Source organism: Nonomuraea maheshkhaliensis, from assembly GCF_039529435.1.
Lineage (GTDB): Bacteria > Actinomycetota > Actinomycetes > Streptosporangiales > Streptosporangiaceae > Nonomuraea > Nonomuraea maheshkhaliensis.
Window position 1 is genome coordinate 114,797 of the sequence record NZ_BAAAMU010000008.1, and the last position, 19,514, is coordinate 134,310.

Here is a 19,514-nt window from a genome sequence, read left to right on the forward strand (position 1 = left end):
GTCTGGCCCGGCCGGCGCCAGGCCCCTCGCGGCTCCAGATCGATACCGTCTTCTTCAGCGGCTCCACCCGCACCACCGTGGTCGGGGAGAAGCACGAGGACTGCGACGGGGTGGAGCGGGCCGTCAGGTCGTGGTGCAGGCGGTGCCGTTCAGGGTGAAGGCGGCCGGCTCGCCGGTGCCGCCGCCGTGGGTGGCCTGGAAGCCGAACGAGGCCGACGCTCCCGGCGCGACGGAGCCGTTGTAGGGCGCGTTGCGGGCCGTCACCTGGCCGCTGGACGGCGACACCGTGGCGTTCCACGCCGAGGTGATGCTCTGGCCGGCCGGCAGGGTGAAGGCCAGGTTCCACGAGGAGAGCGCCACCGTGCCGGTGTTGGTGAGCTTGACCTCGGCGGTGAAGCCGGTGTTCCAGGTGTTCATCGTGTACGTGACCGCGCACGTTCCCACCGGCGGAGTGGGGGACACGGTGGGGGACACAGTGGGCGACACGGTGGGCGACGTCGTGGGGTCGGTCCCGCCGTCCGACAGGCCGAAGAAGTCGATGGCCGCGGCCGCCATCCCGCCCTGTGGCAGGCTGTGGCCGACGCCCGCCAGGCTGATCGCCTCGACCGGGGCCATGGTTCCGGTGCCGCCGTAGCGGGCCCTGGCCCAGCCGGCCCGCGGCTGGTCGCTGAGGCTGGGGGTCTGGCTCACGCCATGGACGTTCGTCCACTGCTTGATCTGCTCCTGGAAGTTCGGGTAGCGCAGCGTGGCGTCCTCGGTGCCGTGCCAGATCTGCATGCGCGGGCGGGCTCCGCTGTAGCCGGGGTAGGCTCCGCGGACGAGGTCGCCCCACTGCTGCGGCGTCCTGACGATCTGGCCGTTGGCGCAGGCGCTGTTCCAGCTTGAGCCGTCGGTGGTGGCGAAGCAGGCGAAGGGCACGCCCATGAACGACGCCCCCGCCTTGAACACGTCGGGGTAGGCGCCCAGCAGCACGTTGGTCATCATGCCGCCGGAGGAGGCCCCCGTCACGAACGTACGGGCGGGGTCGGCGTTGTAGCGTGCCTGCACGTATCTGACCATGGAGACGATCCCCACCGGATCGCTGCCGCCGTCGTGCCGCAGCGCCTGCGGCGAGGAGACGTCGTAGCAGGAGCCGCTCCTGGTCGCGGACGGGTAGATGACGACGAACTTGTGCCGGTCGGCGAGCGAGGCGAACTCCGTGCCCGAGTAGAAGGCGGGGCCCGAGCCGGTGCAGTAGTGGACGGCCACCAGCAGCGCCGGGCGGGCGGGGACACCGTCGGGGACGTAGAGGTGCATGCGCAGGCCGGTGGGGTTCGCGCCGAAGCCGGTCACCTCCGTGAGCTGGGCCGACGCGGCCGGGGTCGCGGTGATCAGGCCGGCGGTCACGAGCGCCGCGGCGGCGATCACGGCGCTCGCGATACGTGCTCTCAGCTTCATCGAGGTCCTCTCGCTCAGCGGCCGAAACATTGCGAGTGTCCAGCGAAAATTTCGGCATCGCAATGCCGCCGAGGCGAGCGGACCGGCCGGCGCGCTCGTGAGCTGCGGGTGAGCGGTGGCGGCCGGTGAAAGTTTCGGCTACGGGAGCCGAGGCTCCCCTGCCACGTCGTCGTCCGCGAGCTGCTTGAGCGTGCCGGTGAGGGCGGCCCAGGACTGCTCGGCGTCCGGCGTGCGCGCGTGCGGCGAGCGGAACCACTCGACGAACTCCGCCACGTCGTCGAGCGCCCAGCGCAGCCGGTAGAGCGCGAGGGTGTCACCGTCGGGGCGGCGGCCGGTCGCGTCGGCGTAGCGGGCCAGGTCGTCGGCGTCCCTGGCCACCAGCCACAGGTCGCGCTCCGGCGGGGCCATCCCGACCGTGTCCCAGTCGACCAGCCGCAGCCGCTCGCCCGGCGCCCGCAGCAGGTTGCCCGGATGCGGCTCCCCGTGCGTCACCACCGGCTCGCCCGGCTCGGCCGCCCGCCGGTCGAACTCGGCCAGCCTGCGCCGCAGCACGGCCGCGTACTCGGCGATCAGCTCCTGCGCCGGCCGCGCGTACGGGCCGCCCAGCCAGGGCAGGGAGGGGTCGCCGAGGGCCAGCTCCAGGGCGGCCCGCCCGGACAGCTCCAGCGGGCGGGCCGGGGCCGGCAGGGGCGGCGGCGTGCGGTGCAGCTGCGCCAGCAGATCGATGACCAGGCCGCGCTCGGCGGGCAGCGGCTCGTCGCCGAAGTCGCCGGCCCGGCCCTCCTCGTACGGGAACACGCTCATGGCGTAGCGACGGGCGTCGAGCCGGCGCAGTGTCGTGCCGTCACCGGCGCGCAGCGGCGCCACCACGAACCCGAGCCCCGCCTCCTCGCGCAGCGTGGCGGCCGTCTCCATGGCCAGCCACAGCCCGTCGAAGGTCCGCCGGCGCACGTCCGCGACCGTGACGAACCAGCGCCGCCCGCCCCGGCCGCCCGCGACCCAGTGGAAGTCCCCGAAGCCGACCGGCGCGTAGTCGAGCGTGGCGGCCTCGATGCCCCACGCGGCCAGCGCGGGCCGCAGCAGCCCTTCGTCGAAGTCGTCCGGCCGATCTCGCATGGAGGCCAAGCTACCGAACCCCGGCCCGGACGAGCACGCGGATAACGGCTTCCGAGGCGCGGGGCCCGCGCCTCGGAGGAGAGACGGTTACCGCAGCTCGCGCTTGAGGATCTTGCCGGTGGCGGTCATCGGCAGCGAGTCGCGGAACTCGATGATCCGCGGGTACTTGTAGGCCGCCATGTTCTCCCGGCTCCAGGCGATCAGCTCGTCCTCGGTGATCGTCGACCCCGGCGTGCGGATGACGTACGCCTTGACCTCCTCGCCGTGCGACTCGTGCGCGACGCCGACGACGGCGGCGAGCGACACGTCGTCGTGGCTGATCAGGACCTCTTCGATCTCACGCGGGTAGACGTTGAACCCGCCCCTGATGATCATGTCCTTGGCCCGGTCGATGATGGAGTAGTAGCCGTCGGCGTCGCGCGTGGCGATGTCGCCCGTACGGAACCAGCCGTCCTTCATCACCTCGGCCGTCGCCTCGGCGCGGCCGTAGTAGCCCTTCATGATGTTGTGGCCCCTGATGGCGATCTCGCCGGGCCCCTCGCCCTCGACGGTCTTCCAGTCGCTGTCGACCAGCTTCATCTCCACGCCCCAGATGGGCGTGCCGATGGTGCCGGGCTTGGTGGGCCGGCCGGGCTGGTTGAAGCTGGCGACCGGCGCGGTCTCCGACAGCCCGTAGCCCTCCAGGATGCCGATGCCGAAGGTCTTCTCGAAGTCCTTGAGCACCTCGACCGGGGAGGACGCGCCGCCGGCCACCGCCACGCTCAGCGACGTGGGCACCTCCGCGCCGTCCGCGTGGATCTTGCTGAGCATGCCCCAGTACATCGTGGGCACCCCGGCGAAGAACGTCACCTTCTCCTTGACCATGAGCGCCAGCGCCTCGCCCGGGTCGAAGCGCGGCATCAGCACCACCGTGGCGCCGCGCAGGAAGCCGGTGTTCATCACGACGGTCTGGCCGAAGGAGTGGAACAGCGGCAGCACCGCGAGGTAGGTGTCGCCCTGCTCGGCGTCCGAGGGGAACATCTTGTCGCTGACCATGGCGTTGAGCAGCATGTTCTGGTGGCTCAGCTCGGCGCCCTTGGGCTGGCCCGTGGTGCCCGAGGTGTAGAGGATCACCGCGGTGTCGTCGGGGGCCGTCTGCACGGTCTCGAACTCCGCCGGCATCCCGCCGAGGGCGGCCCAGATCGACTCGCCGTGCTCGGACTCGGTGGCCAGCGGCCTGGCGGGCAGCACGAAGAAGTGCTCGCAGCCCTGCGCCGCCTCGAAGCCCGCCCGGCCGCGCTCGCCCAGCGGCAGCTCCGGCGTGCCCTCGAAGCAGAACAGCGCCTTGGCGTCGCTGTCGTCGAGGTGGTAGGCGATCTCGCGTGACTGCAGCAGCACGTTGAGCGGCACCACCGTGGCTCCGGCCTTGAGGATGCCGAAGTAGACGAACGGGAAGTAGGGCAGGTTGGGACAGGCCAGCGCGACCTTGTCGCCCTTGGTGATCCCGCGTGAGATCAGCAGGTTCGCGACCTGGTTGGCCACAGTGTCGATCATGGAGTACGGCAGCCGCATGTCACCGAAGACGATGGCGGTGCCGTCGGGGGTGTTTCTGGCGCTGTCCTCCAGAACGATCGACAGATTCAGCATGACGCCTTCCTCCCTCTAGAACCGGCTTCGGCGCCATCTTCGCAGGCCGCACATACCGACTGGTAGGTAACTCAGGTCACAACTGGATATGGACGCGCGTGAGCCCTTCCGCTAAGCAAGGAGGACGAAACTCACCCCAGGAGGGGGTCATGGAGTACGACTACGTGATCGTCGGGGCGGGCTCGGCCGGCTGCGTGCTGGCCGCCCGGCTGTCGGAGGATCCCGGTGTTTCGGTGGCCCTGGTCGAGGCGGGTGGCAAGGACGACAAGTTAGAGATCCGCATGCCGGCCGGTTTCGCCAAGCTGTTCAAGACCGAGTACGACTGGAACTTCACCACGGCCAAGCAGGGCGAGATGTCCGGCCGCGAGCTCTACTGGCCCAGAGGCCGGGTGCTCGGCGGCTCCTCCTCGCTCAACGCGCAGATGTACGTACGCGGCTGCCAGCTGGACTACGACCAGTGGGACGTCCCCGGCTGGGCCTACGACGACGTCCTGCCCTACTTCACCAGGGCCGAGCGCCGCGTCGGCAGCAACGAGGGCGGCGTCTACGGCACCGGCGGCCCCCTCTACGTCTCCGAGCTGCGCAGCCCCAACGTCACCACGGCCGCCTTCCTCCAGGCGTGCGAGGAGATGGGGATGACCCGCCTGGGCGAGCTGAACGGCCGTTCCAACGAGGGCTACTGCCCCACTCCCGTCACCCAGAACCGGGGCAGGAGATGGAGCTCGGCCGACGCCTACCTGCGCCCGGCCGTCTCGCGGCCCAACCTGACCGTCGTCACCGGCGCCGCGGTGGACCGGGTGACGTTCGACGGCAAGCGGGCGACGGGCATCGAGTACGGCGGCGGCACCCGGATCGGGGCCAGGCGGGAGGTCGTCCTGGCGGCGGGCGCGATCGGCTCGCCGTACCTGCTCATGCGCTCGGGCGTGGGCGCGGCCGACGAGCTGCGCGACGCCGGGGTGCCGATCGTGCACGAATTGCCCGAGGTCGGCAAGAACCTCCAGGACCACCTGTCCAGCGGCGTGTTCGTCGAGTGCACCAGGCCGGTGACCCTGACCGGGGCCGAGTCGATCGGCAACCTGCTGCGCTACCTCGTCACCCGCTCCGGCATGCTGACCACGAACGTCGGCGAGGCGGTGGCGTTCATCAGGACCTCGAACGGCGAGCCCGCTCCCGACATCGAGCTGATCTTCGCGCCTGGGCCGTTCATCGACCACGGGCTCACGCCGCCGACCGGTCACGGGCTCACCGTCGGCGTCGTGCTGCTGCAGCCGGAGAGCCGCGGCCGGGTCGGGCTGAACGGCGCGGACGTGCTGATCGACCCCGCCTACCTCAGCGCGGAGGCCGACGTCAGACGCCTGGTCGCGGGGCTGCGGACGGCTCAGCGGGTGTTCGCCACCGACGCGATGAAGCCGTTCGCGGGCGGGCCGATGGCGCCCTACTGGGCGCCGGAGACCGACGAGGAGCTGGCCCGGTGGGTGCGCGAGCGCGGCGAGACCCTCTACCACCCGGTCGGCACCTGCCGGATGGGCGCCGACGCCGACTCCGTCGTGGACCCGGAGCTGCGCGTGCGCGGCGTCGAAGGGCTCAGGGTCGCCGACGCCTCCGTCATGCCGACCCTGAATCGCGGCCACACCCACGCGCCCGCCGTCATGATCGGCGAGAAGGGAGCCGACCTGATCAAGGGCGCAGAAGCTTGACGTAAGTGGTCACTTGCGTAGGCTCGACGGTATGACGCTGCCGGTGGACCTCGACCTGTCGCAGATCCCCTTCTGGGGACGGCCGCAGGCCGAGCGCATGGAAGCCTTCCGCAAGCTGCGCGAGCTGGAGCGTCCGGCCTTCGTGCCGGAGCAGGCCGTGCCGTTCGTCGGCGGCGGGCCGGGCTACTACGCCCTGGTCCGCCACGCCGACGTGACCGAGGCCAGCAGGAACGCGGCCGTCTTCAGCAGTGAGCCGTGCTCCAACAGCATCCCCGACATGCCGCGCTGGCTGAGTGTCTACTTCGGCTCGATGATCAACATGGACGACCCGAGGCACGCGCGGCTGCGCCGGATCGTCTCCCGCGCGTTCACGCCGCGCGTGCTGTCGAAGATGGAGGAGGACCTGGCGCGGGCCGCCGCCGAGATCGTGGACCGGGCGGTCGCCGAGGGTCCCGACGACTTCGTGACGCAGGTGGCGGCGCGGCTGCCGGTGCGGGTCATCTGCGACATGATGGGCATTCCTGAGAAATTTCATGACATGGTGTTGCGGCGGACCAACGTCATCCTGGGCAACGCCGACCCCGAGTACACCGGCCTGTCGCCCGACCTCAGCCGCGTCAACGTCGCCCGTGGCCTGGTCAAGCTGCTGCACGCCGGCTTCTCGCTCAACCACCTGGCCGCCCGCCTGGGCGACGAACGCCGCCGCAGGCCCACGGGCGACCTGGTGAGCCTGCTGGTCAACGGCGACGAGCGGCTGTCGCCCCAGGAGCTCGGCTCGTTCTTCATCCTGCTGGTGGTGGCGGGCAGCGAGACGACCCGCAACGCGATCGCGTACGGGCTCAAGCTGCTCACCGACCACCCCGAGCAGCGCGAACTGCTGCTGGCCGATTTCGACGGCCGCATCGTCGGGGCCTGCGACGAGATCGTCCGCTGTGCCACGCCGGTGATCCAGTTCCGCCGTACGCTGACGCGCGACCACGAGCTGAACGGCGTCGCCTACAACAAGGGCGACAAGGTGCTGCTGTTCTACAACTCGGCCAACCGCGACGAGTCGGTCTTCGCCGACCCCGACCGCTTCGACATCACCCGCGACCCCAATCCGCACGTCGGCTTCGGCGGCCCCGGGCCCCACTACTGCCTGGGCGCCCACCTGGCGCGCAGGGAGATGACCGTGATGTTCCGCGAGCTGTTCACCCGCCTGCCCGGCATCAGGGCGGTGGGAGAGCCCGAGTTCCTGCTGTCCAACTTCATCAACGGGATCAAGCACCTGCGTTACACCTTCTGAGCGCCCGGTTCCTGAGCGCCCGATCAGAGCGCGGCCGCCGTGCTAGGTTTCGCAGTCATGGAGATCAGGACTATCCACGCCAATGGTGTGGAGTTCGCGTATCTGTCTTTGGGCGAGGGGCCGCTGGCGCTGTGCCTGCACGGCTTTCCCGACACCGCGCACACCTGGCGGCACCTGATGCCCGCCCTGGCCGAGCACGGCTACCGCGCGGTCGCGCCCTTCATGCGGGGCTACGCTCCCACGGAAGTCCCGGCCGACGGCGCCTACGAGGACGCGGCGCTGGTCGCCGACCTACGCGCGCTGCGCGAGGAGCTGGGTGGCGGCGACGACGCCGTCGTCATCGGACACGACTGGGGCGCCTTCCCCGTCTACGCCACCGCCGGCCGCTTCCGCCGCGCCGTGACGCTCTCGGTGCCGCCGCCGGGCTCGCTGGCGGGTGGCTTCCTCGAGTACGAGCAGCTCAAGCGCTCGTTCTACGTCTTCCTCTTCCAGACGGCGCTGGCCGAGTCGGCCGCCGCGGCTCCCGGCTTCATCGACAACCTGTGGCGCGACTGGTCGCCGGGGTACGACGCGAGCGAGGACCTGGAGTTCGTCCGCCGCAGCATCGGCGCCCCGGCCAACCTCGCCGCCGCCATCGGCTACTACCGGGCCATGCTCGGCACCACGCCGCCCTCGGGCCGGTACCCGGCCGTCGAGGGCGGGGTCACCGGGCCCGTCCTCTACCTGCACGGGGCCGAGGACGGCTGCGTCAGCGCCGACCTGACCAAGGACGCGCTCAGCCACCTGCCCGAGGGCTCGCGGACCGAGGTGGTGCCGGGCGCCGGGCACTTCCTGCAGCTCGAACGACCGGCCGAGGTCAACCGGCTCATCCTCGACTGGCTCGGCCCGTCGGCCTGAGCCTCGCGCTTTCTCGTACGCCCCTTCTCGTGCGCCGCTCGCGCGGCCGGGAGGCACCGGCTTCCCGGCCGCGTACGTACGGTGTACGTCGAAACCATTGACGTAAGTGCCCGCTTTTCCCATGATGGGCACTTGACGTCCTCCCTCTCCTGAAGGGAAGGGATTCCCACGGTCGCCCGTGAGGTTTCCTGCTTCGTCGCCGGTCGCCCGCCCGAGAAAAGAATCTCTCGTTGAGGTCTTACACCAGCTCCACAGGCGTTTCACCTCTCCGCCAGCCCGGCGGCGAGGGTATTTCCGATCGTTGCTCCGGCGGCTTGGGCATCGCCGCGATCGAACACGCTACCGAACTTTGCGGCATCGCACCGCGTTTCGACGGCGGTCCGTCTGGCGGCGCATCGCCTGCTCCTGCCCCGCTCCACAGGGGCCCGATTACTCCCCCGCTTGAAGGCGGGGGTTCCCCCGGAGGTTTCTGATGAGCGTCCTGGACTTCGACCTGTCGGACCGCGACTTCTGGGCCAAGCCCATGAGCGAGCGCGAGGACGCGTTCGAGCGGTTGCGCGCGCGTGACACCCCCGCCTTCTTCGAGGAGATGGAGATGTCCTACGCGCCCAAGGGGCCGGGCTACTACGCCCTGGTCAAGCACGCCGACATCCTCGAAGCCAGCCGTAACCCCGAGGTGTTCTGCTCGGGCGACGGCGGGGCGACGAACATCCCCGACATGCCCGCGGAGTTCGCCGAGTACTTCGGCTCGATGATCAACATGGACGACCCCCGCCACGCCAGGCTGCGCAGGATCGTCTCCAGGGCCTTCACCCCCAAGATGATCAAACAGTTCGAGGCGGACGTCGAGGCCGCGGCCGTCACCATCGTGGACGACCTGCTGGCCAAGGGGCCCGGCTGCGACTTCGTCACCGAGGTGGCCGCCCGCCTGCCCCTGAAGATCATCTGCGACATGATGGGCATCCCCGAGCGCGACTACGGCTACGTCTTCGACCGCTCCAACATCATCCTCGGCGGCTTCGACCCCGAATACACCGGCGGCGACCTCGACCAGATCGCCGAGCGCCTGCTCAACGCCGGCGTGGAGCTGCAGCAGCTCGTCCAGGACCTGGCCGCCCACCGCGCCGACCATCCCACGGCCGACCTGACGTCGTCCCTGGTCAACGCCAACATCGACGGCGAGCGGCTGACCATGCAGGAGCTGGGCTCGTTCTTCATCCTGCTCGTCGTGGCCGGCAACGAGACCACCAGGAACGCCATCTCCTACGGCCTGCGCCTGCTCACCGAGAACCCCGACCAGCGGGCCCTGTGGCTGGAGGACCTAGACGGTCGCGCGCCCGGCGCGGTCGAGGAGATCGTCCGGCTGGCCTCCCCGGTGAACTTCATGCGCCGCAAGCTCACCAGGGACTTCGAGATGAACGGTCACCTCTACCGCAAGGGCCAGAAGGCCGTGCTGTTCTACTGGGCGGCGAACAGGGACGCCGCCGTCTTCGACGACCCGCAGCGCTTCGACATCACCCGCCACCCCAACCCCCACGTCGGCTACGGCGGCCCCGGACCCCACTTCTGCCTGGGCGCCCACCTGGCCAGGCGGGAGATCACGGTGATGTTCCGCGAGCTGCTGCGCCGCGTCCCCGACGTCGAGGGCGGCAAGCCGGACCGGCTGCACTCCAGCTTCATCAACGGGATCAAGCACATGGAGTGCACCTTCTGACCACCCGTCAGCGGGTCACGACTGCGTGTTCAGCCTGATCTGGTTCATCACCGTGCGGATGTCGGGCAGCAACTGCTTGCTCGTGGACGGGATCGACATGTAGACGATCGCCGGGACGTCGGCGCCGGTGTTCACCGCCATCGTCACCAGCGTGGCCTTCTCAGTGCTGGACGTCAGCTGGTAGGCGATCAGTCGGCCCGTCTGGTCGCCCACCTTGATCGGCTGCTGGGCGATCTTGCGTACCTTGTTGTCGGCGGGGAAGAACCGCTTGCGCGCGTTCAGCACCACCTGCCTGATGGCCGGCTCCAGGTCGTCACGCTCGTAGTACGAGGCCAGCCGCGCCGACAGCGGGCCCGACATGACGGTGGCGTACCGCTCCGGGGCGACCTGGACGTACTGGCGGGTGTCGAAGCCGTAGGTGGCCTTGACCGTGGCGCGCTGGTCGAGCTGCCAGGTGCCGCCCAGGCGCGGCATCGAGATGCCGGCCGCCGCGTCCGGGACGCGCCCGATCACCGGGGACGCCTTGCCCGGGTATTTCGGCAGCGCGCCGATCGAGGACGAGGTCTTGGTGCTCTTCGGGCCGGTCGGGGTGGCCGTCGCCTTCTCGGCCACGCCGGCGCTGGAGGCGTCCTCGCCGGCCAGCGGGCCCCACAGGAACGCCCACAGCAGCGCCACCACCAGCGCGACCGCCACCGAGCCGCCGAGCGCGAAGACCCAGACCGGCCGGCCCGCGTCCTCGTCGTCCAGCGCGTCGTGCTCGCCCATGGCCTGGTAGTTGTCGCCGAAGACGGTGTTCCAGAGCTCCTGCTGGCGCTCGGGCGGCGGGGTGCGCGAGCCGCTGATCTGGCCGGCCGTGACGAAGCGGTTCTCCGGATCGGAGGGGTCGCGGCTGAGCTTGTGGCCGGGACGGGCGGACTCGTCGGGAGGCCCGTCGCCGCGGCCGCCGTGCTGAGGGCCCTGTTGGCCGTTGGGCGGACCGCCCTGCTGGCCGTTGGGCGGACCGCCCTGCTGGCCGTTGGGCTGGCCGCCGCCGTGCTGGCCGCCGCCCTGGTGATTGCCGCCGTGCTGATTTCCGCCGTGCTGATTGCCGCCGTGCTGGCCGCCGCCGGGCTGGCCTCCGCCGGGCTGCTGAGGGGCGGGGTGGACGACCCGGTCGCCGGGGGAGGCCGGGTGGACCACGCGGTCGCCGGGTGCGGACGGCACGGCGCGCTCGTTCAGCAGGTTCTCGGTGTGCTGGCCGTAGGTGACCGTGCGCTCGTCGGCCGGATGCACCTGCGGCGGGGGCGGCGCGTCGGCCGGGACGTTCGGGGAGCCGTACTGCGCCGCGCGCTCGCCGTCGGCCGCGGGGCGCTCGGCCGGCCACGGGGCCGGGCTGGACAGGTTCGACCAGGCGTCGGGAGAGGGGGTGGGCGGCTGCGCCCACGCGGGGACCGGGTCGGGGACGGCCGGACCGCCGGGCGAGGGCATGCCCTTCGACGAGACCTCCGGCCAGGCGGCCGGGCCCGCGATGCTCTGGGGCGGCGCGTCCGGCCATGAGCTCCGTACGTCCGGCGAGGAGTTGCCCGACCAGGAGCCGGGCGCGTCCCGCGGGGAAGCCTCGGGCCACGACATCGGCACGTCCTGCTGGGAGCCGTCGGGCCGGCCCGCGTCATACGGGAGTGGCGCGTGGCCGGCGTCCTGGCGGGGCGGCTCGGGCCAGGAGGGCGACGTACCGTGCGAGGAGTCCTGCCACGACGCCGGCGCGCCGGCCGGTTCCCGGCGCCCGCCGCCGGGCGGGTCGGGCCAGGACGGATCCTTGCGCGGCGGCTCGGGCCAGGACGGCTCGGGGTGGGACGATCGCGAACTGTCGGGCCAGGACGTCGGCACCTCGGCGGGCGAGTCAGGCCAGGAGGACGCCTCGCGGCGGGGTGCCTCAGGCCAGGAGGATGGCAGGTGAGGTCCGGAATTCTCCGTTGCCATTACTGCCGGCCCTCCCGAGGTTGTGTCCGGATGTCCCGTTATATCCGGATTTGACGTCTCACGCATGATCTCATGGGATTTTCCAGGAGATGTAGGTGGTTCCGCAGCGAAACGAGCGAAGCCATGAGGATCGGTCGGCGGATCCTGCATCGGCAGGTCGCCGTCCGGTCTATGGGGCTCAGCTGGGTACACCACTTCGACAAGGCTATTCTTCTGGGACGAATGAGGTCACAACGGATACATCACCATCAGGTCTCGCCGGGCCTGAAGGATCCATTGTGCCCCGGGACCTCGATCGAGTGTCTGCATTCAGCCGAAGAGGTGCGCTAGGCTTGACACGTGCGTTCCGCGACCCTGCTTCTTAGCGGGCCGCGACGGCCCTGAAGAGTCCGCCGTCGCGGCTCCGCCCCTCGTTGTGTGCACGGGGGGTTTTCTTATTGGGTCCGAGTCAAGCCAGAAGGACACAAGCCGTGAGTGAGTACGACCCGCAGGCGCTGCAGGCCAAGTGGCAGCAGCGATGGGAGGAGCAGGAACCCTATCGGGCGAGCGAGGACGCCGCGGACCCCCGCGAGCGCCGCTACATGCTCGACATGTTCCCCTACCCGTCCGGCGACCTGCACATGGGCCATGGCGAGGTGTTCGCCATCGGCGACGTCGTCGCGCGCTACTGGATGCAGAAGGGCTACAACGTCCTGCATCCCATCGGCTGGGACTCCTTCGGCCTCCCGGCGGAGAACGCCGCGATCAAGCGCAACGCGCACCCGGCCGAGTGGACCTACGCCAACATCGAGACGCAGGCCAACTCCTTCCGGCGCTACGGCATCGCCTTCGACTGGTCGCGCCGCCTGCACACCAGCGACCCCGACTACTACCGCTGGAACCAGTGGCTGTTCAACCGCTTCTTCGAGCGCGGGCTGGCCTACCGCAAGGGCGGCCTGGTCAACTGGTGCCCCAACGACCAGACGGTGCTGGCCAACGAGCAGGTCGTGGCGGGCAAGTGCGAGCGCTGCGGCGCCGACGTCGTCCGCCGCGAGCTGACGCAGTGGTACTTCAAGATCACTGACTACGCGCAGCGCCTGCTGGACGACATGAGCCAGCTGGACGCCTGGCCCGAGCGGCTGCTGACCATGCAGCGCAACTGGATCGGCCGCTCCGAGGGCGCCGACGTGCTGTTCGAGATCGAGGGCCGCGACGAGCCGGTCCACGTCTACACCACGCGCCCCGACACGCTGTACGGCGCCACGTTCTTCGTCGTCGCCGCCGACGCCGCGCTGGCCGACGAGATCGTCACCGACGAGCAGCGCCCGGCGTTCGAGGCCTACCGCGCCGAGGTCGCCAAGCTGAGCGACATCGAGCGGCTGGCCACCGACAAGGAGAAGACCGGCGTCTTCCTGGGCCGCCACGCGATCAACCCGGTCAACGGCGAGCGCATCCCTGTCTGGGCGGCCGACTACGTGCTGTCCGACTACGGCCACGGCGCCATCATGGCCGTGCCCGCCCACGACCAGCGCGACCTCGACTTCGCCCGCAAGTTCGACCTGCCGGTGCGGGTCGTCGTGCACACCGGTCTGGCCGACCCGGGCGAGACCGGCGAGGCCACGCCGGGCGAGGGCACCCTGGTCAACTCCGGGCCGCTGGACGACCTGACCAAGACCGAGGCCATCGCCAAGATCATCGAGATCCTGGAGGTCGACGGCAGGGGCACCGGCGCGGTGAACTTCCGGCTGCGCGACTGGCTGCTGTCCCGCCAGCGCTTCTGGGGCACGCCGATCCCGATCATCCACTGCCCCGACTGCGGCGAGGTGCCCGTACCCGACGAGCAGCTGCCCGTCACGCTGCCCGACATGCGCGGCGAGGCGCTGGCGCCGAAGGGTGTCTCCCCGCTGGCCAGCGCCACCGACTGGGTCAACGTCGCCTGCCCCAAGTGCTCGGGCCCGGCCCGGCGCGACACCGACACGATGGACACGTTCGTCGACTCGTCCTGGTACTTCCTGCGTTACTGCTCGCCCGGCTACACCGACGGCCCGTTCGACCCCGAGCAGGTGCGCAAGTGGGGCCCGATCGATCAGTACGTCGGCGGCATCGAGCATGCGGTGCTGCACCTGCTCTACTCCCGCTTCTTCACCAAGGTCCTGCACGACATGGGCATGGTGGACTTCACCGAGCCCTTCGTGCGCATGCTCAACCAGGGCCAGGTGATCAACGGCGGCAAGGCCATGTCGAAGTCCCTGGGCAACGGCGTGGACCTGGGCCAGCAGATCGACGAGTTCGGCGTGGACGCCGTCCGGCTGACCATGATCTTCGCCGGGCCGCCGGAAGACGACATCGACTGGGCCGACCTGTCGCCGGGTGCCTCGCAGAAGTTCCTGGCCCGCGCGCTGCGGGTGATGTCCGAGGTCGCGAGCGAGCCCGGGGTGGCGTTCGAGGGCGGTGACACCGAGCTGCGCAAGGTGACCCACCGCACCATCGACGAGGTCACCAAGCTGATCGACTCCTACCGCTTCAACGTGGCGGTGGCCCGGATGATGGAGCTGACCTCCGCCGCGCGCAAGGCCATCGACTCCGGTCCCGGCCCGGCCGATCCGGCGGTGCGCGAGGCCGCCGAGACGCTGGCGATCATGCTGTCGCTGGTGGCCCCCTACACCTCCGAGGAGGGCTGGGAGCGGCTGGGCCGCACCGGGCCCGTCGCGTTCGGCGGCTGGCCGGTGGCCGATCCCGCGCTGCTGGTGCAGGAGTCGGTCACCTGCGTGGTGCAGGTGGCGGGCAAGGTGCGCGACCGCCTGGAGGTGCCGCCCGGCATCGGCGAGGACGAGCTGCGCGCGCTGGCGCTGGCCTCCGACAAGGTCTCGCCCTACCTGACCGGCATGCCGCGCAAGGTGATCGTCCGCGCGCCTAAGCTGGTCAACATCGTCCCCTAGTCACCCTTCGTCCCCCCTGCGGCCGGCCCCAGCATCGGTCACAGGGGGCCGGTCACAGCTCGCGCAGGGCCGGCAGCAGCTTCCTCTCCGCCCAGTCGAAGAACGGCCGCTGCTGGTCGTGCCCGATCTGCACGAGCGCCACGTGCGTGTAACCCGCGTCGGCGAACCTCCTGACGCCCTCCACCACGGCCGCCACGTCGTCGCCGCACGGCACGCTCTGCGCCACGTCCTCGGGGCGGACGGTGCCGGAGGCCGCGGCGAAGTTCACCGGTCCCGGCAGCTCCGCCATGACCTTCCAGCCGCCGACACTCGACCAGCGCCACAGCTCGTGGGCCCGCCGCACGGCGGCCTCCCGGTCGGTGTCGTACGCGATCGGCAGCTGCCCGTAGATCGGCCTGCCCTCACCCCCGGCCGCCTTGAACTGGCGCACCACCGACGGCATCGGCTCGTTGACGACCAGCACGTCGCCGAACTCGGCGGCCAGCTCGGCCGACTGCCCGCCGGAGGCGGCGATGCCGATGGGGACGGGCCGCTCCGGCAGGTCGTACAGCTTGGCCGAGTCCACGTCGTAGAACTCGCCCTGGCGGGTGATGTACGCTCCGCTGAACAGCTCCCTGATGATCTGCACCGCCTCGGCGAACATCCGGTGCCGCGTGTCCACGGGCGGCCAGCCCTCGCCGATGACGTGCTCGTTGAGGTTCTCGCCCGCGCCCAGCCCCAGGGTGAACCTGCCCTTGCTGAGCACCCCCATCGTGGCCGCCTTCTGCGCCACCACGGCCGGGTGGTACCGCATGATGGGGCAGGTCACGTACGTCATGAGCGGTAGCCGTTCGGTCACCTGCGCCGCGGCACCGAGTACCGACCAGCAGTAGGGCGAGTGCCCCATCTCCTCCAGCCAGGGAAAATAGTGGTCGGAGATGACCGCGTAGTCGAAGCCGGTGCGCTCGGCCGCGGCGGCGTAGTCGACCAGCTCACGGGCCGGGGTCTGCTCGGACATCAAGGTGTAGCCGATCTGTACCATGTGTCCCGGCTACCCCGACTTTGTCTGGTCTAGCGTCGAGGAAGCGGAGATCAATGATGGTCGCGTTCGCACAGCTCCTCGATCACCAGGCCGAGGCCGATGCCCAGCAGCCAGACGTCCTTGGCGACGGCCAGCCCCTGCGCGGACGGGCGCAGGCTGCCCTCCTCCCGCATCCCCGGCGTGCGCAGATACAGGCCGAGCAGTCCCGCCGCGAAGCCGGTCACGGCGGCTCCGGCCAGCAGCGACGGCACGAACGGCGCCGCCAGGGCCACGCCGAGGGCGATCTCGGACCTGGACAGCAGCCTGACGAACGCCACCGGGTCCATGCGGCCGAGGAAGGGGTAGGCGGCCGCGGCCATGCCGTGCGTGGCCGCGGCGTTCTGCTCGTCCACGTGGGTCTTGCCGAGGCCGGAGTGCAGGATGATGGCCGCGGCGGCCAGACGCGGCGGCAACTGGTGGGCGCGAGCGAAGATCTTCATGTGTCCTCATCTCTCCGAAAACCCGACATTCAATCCCTTACCCCTACATACCTCCGCCTCTCTGATGTGCGGTTTCCGGGGACGGGGCACGTCCGCTCGCGGAAGAATCCATAGGCCGGGCTTGACCGCGCGGACTAGTGTGCAGCTGTGACAAATGGCGCATACCTGAGATACCCGCACCTGCACGGTGACCTGGTCACTTTCGTCGCCGACGACGACGTCTGGCTCGCCCCGCTGACCGGAGGAAGAGCCTGGCGCTTCACCGCCGACCGCGTCTCCGTGTCGTACCCGAGGTTCTCGCCCGACGGCGCGCGCATCGCGTGGACCGGTACCAGGGAGGGCGCCGCTGAGGTGTTCGCGGCCGAGATCGACGGCGGGGAGGGCGAGCGGCTGACGCACTGGGGCGGCGGCTCGACCTCGGTCCGCGGCTGGACGGCGGACGGGCGGGTGCTCGCGGTCAGCGCGACCGGGCAGAGCTCCGACACCCGGCGGTGGGCGTACGCGGTGCCCCTCGACGGCGGGCCGGCCACGCGGCTGCCGTACGGCTGGGTGAGCGACGTGAGCGTCAACGGGCCCATCGGCGAGGCCGGGACCGCGGCCGGGGCCGGTGATGGCGCGCGGGTCGTCACCGTGTCGTCGATCTGGCGTGAGCCGTCGCAGTGGAAGCGGTACCGGGGCGGCACGGCCGCCAAGATCTGGGTGGACGCCGAGGGGAACGGCGAGTTCGCCCGCCTGTTCGCCGACAGCGCGGCGCAGTACTGGTCGGTGAGCTGGTCGGGCGACCGGATCGTCTACCTGTCCGACGTGGACGGCGTCGGCAACGTCTACTCCTGCCTGCCCGACGGGTCCGACGTGCGCCGGCACAGCTCCCACGAGGAGTTCTACGCCAGGCACGCCACCAGTGACGGCGAGCGGGTCGTCTACAGCCACGCGGGTGACCTGTGGCTGATGGAGAGCCTGGACGCGGAGCCGTACCGGCTGGAGGTGACGATCGGCGGGCCGCGGCCGGGGCGCGCCAGGCGGCCGGCGCCGCTGCGGGTCGGGGCGTACGCGCCGGACGCGACCGGGCGCGCCAGCGCCGTCGAGATCCGTGGCACCGCCCACTGGGTGACCCACCGCGACGGGCCCGCGGGCGCGCTGCGTGCCGAGCCGGGCGTCCGCGTACGGCTGCCGCAGGTCCTCGACGCCGACGGCAAGGCCGTGTGGGTGTCCGACTCCACCGGCGAGGACGGCCTGGAGATCGGCACCCCGGGCGGCGAGGTCAGGGCGCTGGCCGCGGGGCAGCTCGGGCGGGTGCTGGAGCTGGCCGCCGCCCCCGACGGCAAACACGTGGCCGTGGCCACGCACGACGGCCGGCTGCTCGTCGTCGACCTCGACAGTGAGAACGTCAGGGAGCTGGACAGGACCGAGCAGGGCGACGTGAGCGGCCTGGCGTTCTCCCCCGACTCCGGCTGGCTGGCCTGGGAACATCCGCACGACGTACGGCTGACGCAGATCAAGATGGGACGGGTGGACGGCACCTCGGTGATCGAGGTGACCCCGCCGCGCTTCGTCGACTACGACCCCGTCTTCACCAAGGACGGCAAGCACCTGGCCTTCCTGTCGGTGCGCACGTTCGACCCCGTCTACGACGCGCACGCCTTCGACCTGGCCTTCGCCTACGGGACCAAGCCGTACATCGTGCCGCTCCAGGCCGCCACGCCGTCGCCGTTCGACCCCTCACTCCAGGGGCGCGGGTTCAACGGCGAGGACGACAAGCCGGCGAAGGGGGAGAAGAAGGACGACGAGCCGCCGCGCACCGAGGTCGATCCCGACGGGATCTTCGGCCGCGTGGTCCCCGTACCGGTGCAGGCCGGACGTTACGGCAACCTGCGCGCGGCCAAGGACGCGCTGCTCTGGCTGCGTCACCCGATCGCCGGGCGCCTCGGCGACGGCAGCGACCAGAGCCCCGACGTCGTCCTCGAACGCTACGACCTCAAGAAGCGCTCCAAGTCCGAGCTGGCCAAGGAGGTGCGCTCGTTCGAGGTCAGCGGCGACGGCTCCAGGCTCGTCACCCACGGCAAGAACGGCCTGCAGACCCGGGCCGCGAGCGAGGGCGACGACGTCGTCACCATCGACCTCGACCGCATCGCCGTCCAGATCGAGCCGGTGGCCGAGTGGCGGCAGGCCTACCGCGAGGCGGGCCGGCTCATGCGCGACCACTACTGGCGCGCCGACATGAACGGCGTCGACTGGCAGGCCGTGCTCGACCGCTACGAGCCGATGGTCGAGCGCATCGGCTCCCGCGCCGAGCTCATCGACCTGCTCTGGGAGGCGCAGGGCGAGCTGGGCACCTCCCACGCCTACGCGTACGCGACCGGCGGGGGCTCCGACCCGAGACGCCGCCAGGGACTACTCGGCGCCGACCTGGCCATGGACGACGACGGCGTGTGGCGCGTCACCCGGATCCTGCCGGGCGAGTCGTCCGACCACGCCGCCCGCTCGCCGCTGCTCGCGCCCGGCGTCGCGGTCCGCCCCGGCGACGCGATCCTCGCGGTCGGCGGACGCCCGGTCGATCCGGTACGCGGGCCGCTGGCGCTGCTGGCCGGCACCGCGGACCATCCCATCGAGTTGACCGTGCGGCCGGCGTCCGGCGGTGACGTGCGCCGCGTCGTGGTCACCCCGATCGCCGACGAGTCGCAGCTGCGCTACCACGAATGGGTGGAGAGCCGGCGGGCCCACGTCAGGCAGGCGTCGGGCGGCCGGCTCGGGTACCTGCACGTTCCTGACATGGTGGCCAGCGGATGGGCGCAGTTCCACCGCGACCTGCGTACCGAGATGGCCTGTGAAGGACTCGTCGTGGACGTGCGCGAGAACGGCGGCGGGCACCTGTCCGAGCTGGTGCTGGAGAAGCTGTCCCGCAGGGTCACCGGCTGGGCGCTGCCGCGCGGCTACAAGCCGATGCGCTACCCCGAGGACTCGCCGCGCGGGCCGGTGGTGACGATCGCCGACGAGTTCGCCGGCTCCGACGGTGACATCGTCAGTGCGGGCATCAAGAACCGGGGGATCGGGCCGCTGGTCGGCGTACGGACGTGGGGCGGCGTGATCGGCATCGACAGCCGTTACTCGCTGGTGGACGGGACCGTGGTCACCCAGCCCCGGTACTCGTTCTGGCTCGAAGGGCCCGGCTGGGGCGTGGAGAACCACGGCGTCGACCCTGACGTCGAGGTGGTGATGACGCCGCAGGACCGGGTGGCGGAGCGGGATCCGCAGCTCGACAAAGCGATCGAGCTCGCGCTCGCGGCCCTCGACGAACACCCGGCGGCCACCCCGCCGGACCTTCCCCCGCTGAGCTGACCGCGGCCTTGGCGCAGGCCTGCTCGGGT

Annotated in this window: 13 protein-coding genes; 7 read left to right on the forward strand and 6 right to left on the reverse strand. The window is 70.9% G+C overall.

The annotated features are described in order from the left end of the window. Positions 1–123 precede the first annotated feature (123 nt). From ABFX54_RS08205 to ABFX54_RS08215, 3 genes are all read right to left on the reverse strand, one after another. Positions 124–1,437, reverse strand: a complete 1,314-nt coding sequence (locus ABFX54_RS08205; RefSeq protein WP_346102821.1) for an extracellular catalytic domain type 1 short-chain-length polyhydroxyalkanoate depolymerase — start codon at positions 1,435–1,437, stop codon at positions 124–126. A 138-nt stretch (positions 1,438–1,575) separates the two neighbouring features. Then, positions 1,576–2,553, reverse strand: coding sequence for a phosphotransferase enzyme family protein (locus ABFX54_RS08210; protein ID WP_346102823.1), 978 nt, complete (start codon positions 2,551–2,553; stop codon positions 1,576–1,578). 87 nt (positions 2,554–2,640) lie between these two features. Further along, the gene (locus ABFX54_RS08215; RefSeq protein ID WP_346102824.1) at positions 2,641–4,179 is read right to left on the reverse strand and encodes a long-chain-fatty-acid--CoA ligase; all 1,539 of its coding nucleotides are present in this window, start codon (positions 4,177–4,179) and stop codon (positions 2,641–2,643) included. Positions 4,180–4,328: 149 nt separating this feature from the next. On the opposite strand from ABFX54_RS08215, the gene ABFX54_RS08220 reads away from it, so the two are divergent. The 4 genes from ABFX54_RS08220 (at position 4,329) to ABFX54_RS08235 (ending at position 9,772) form a co-directional block, all read left to right on the forward strand. Continuing rightward, complete coding sequence (locus tag ABFX54_RS08220; protein WP_346102826.1) at positions 4,329–5,876, forward strand: GMC family oxidoreductase; 1,548 nt, start codon at positions 4,329–4,331, stop codon at positions 5,874–5,876. 31 nt (positions 5,877–5,907) lie between these two features. Beyond that, positions 5,908–7,161, forward strand: coding sequence for a cytochrome P450 (locus ABFX54_RS08225; RefSeq protein ID WP_346102828.1), 1,254 nt, complete (start codon positions 5,908–5,910; stop codon positions 7,159–7,161). Between the two features lie 57 nt (positions 7,162–7,218). After that, positions 7,219–8,058 (forward strand): alpha/beta fold hydrolase, encoded by an 840-nt coding sequence (locus tag ABFX54_RS08230; protein ID WP_346102830.1) that lies wholly within the window; start codon positions 7,219–7,221, stop codon positions 8,056–8,058. Between the two features lie 472 nt (positions 8,059–8,530). After that, positions 8,531–9,772 (forward strand): cytochrome P450, encoded by a 1,242-nt coding sequence (locus ABFX54_RS08235; RefSeq protein ID WP_346102832.1) that lies wholly within the window; start codon positions 8,531–8,533, stop codon positions 9,770–9,772. Between the two features lie 15 nt (positions 9,773–9,787). Here ABFX54_RS08235 and ABFX54_RS08240 read toward each other — a convergent pair whose 3' ends face one another. Then, the gene (locus ABFX54_RS08240) at positions 9,788–11,239 is read right to left on the reverse strand and encodes a hypothetical protein (RefSeq protein ID WP_346102833.1); all 1,452 of its coding nucleotides are present in this window, start codon (positions 11,237–11,239) and stop codon (positions 9,788–9,790) included. Between ABFX54_RS08240 and ABFX54_RS08245 the strand changes: the two genes are divergently transcribed. Further along, the gene (locus ABFX54_RS08245; RefSeq protein ID WP_346102835.1) at positions 11,238–11,708 is read left to right on the forward strand and encodes a hypothetical protein; all 471 of its coding nucleotides are present in this window, start codon (positions 11,238–11,240) and stop codon (positions 11,706–11,708) included. The two genes, ABFX54_RS08240 and ABFX54_RS08245, sit on opposite strands and share 2 nt — an antisense overlap. A 493-nt stretch (positions 11,709–12,201) precedes the next feature. Beyond that, positions 12,202–14,649 (forward strand): leucine--tRNA ligase, encoded by a 2,448-nt coding sequence (gene leuS / locus ABFX54_RS08250; protein ID WP_346102837.1) that lies wholly within the window; start codon positions 12,202–12,204, stop codon positions 14,647–14,649. A gap of 52 nt (positions 14,650–14,701) precedes the next feature. On the opposite strand, the gene ABFX54_RS08255 is transcribed toward leuS, so the two are convergent. Together ABFX54_RS08255 and ABFX54_RS08260 are read right to left on the reverse strand one after the other, a co-directional pair. Then, the gene (locus tag ABFX54_RS08255) at positions 14,702–15,670 is read right to left on the reverse strand and encodes a TIGR03557 family F420-dependent LLM class oxidoreductase (RefSeq protein ID WP_346102839.1); all 969 of its coding nucleotides are present in this window, start codon (positions 15,668–15,670) and stop codon (positions 14,702–14,704) included. 50 nt (positions 15,671–15,720) lie between these two features. After that, the gene (locus ABFX54_RS08260) at positions 15,721–16,149 is read right to left on the reverse strand and encodes a hypothetical protein (protein WP_346102841.1); all 429 of its coding nucleotides are present in this window, start codon (positions 16,147–16,149) and stop codon (positions 15,721–15,723) included. A gap of 147 nt (positions 16,150–16,296) precedes the next feature. Here ABFX54_RS08260 and ABFX54_RS08265 point away from each other — a divergent pair, with 147 nt between their 5' ends. Continuing rightward, positions 16,297–19,485 (forward strand): S41 family peptidase, encoded by a 3,189-nt coding sequence (locus ABFX54_RS08265; protein WP_346102843.1) that lies wholly within the window; start codon positions 16,297–16,299, stop codon positions 19,483–19,485. Positions 19,486–19,514: the final 29 nt, after the last annotated feature.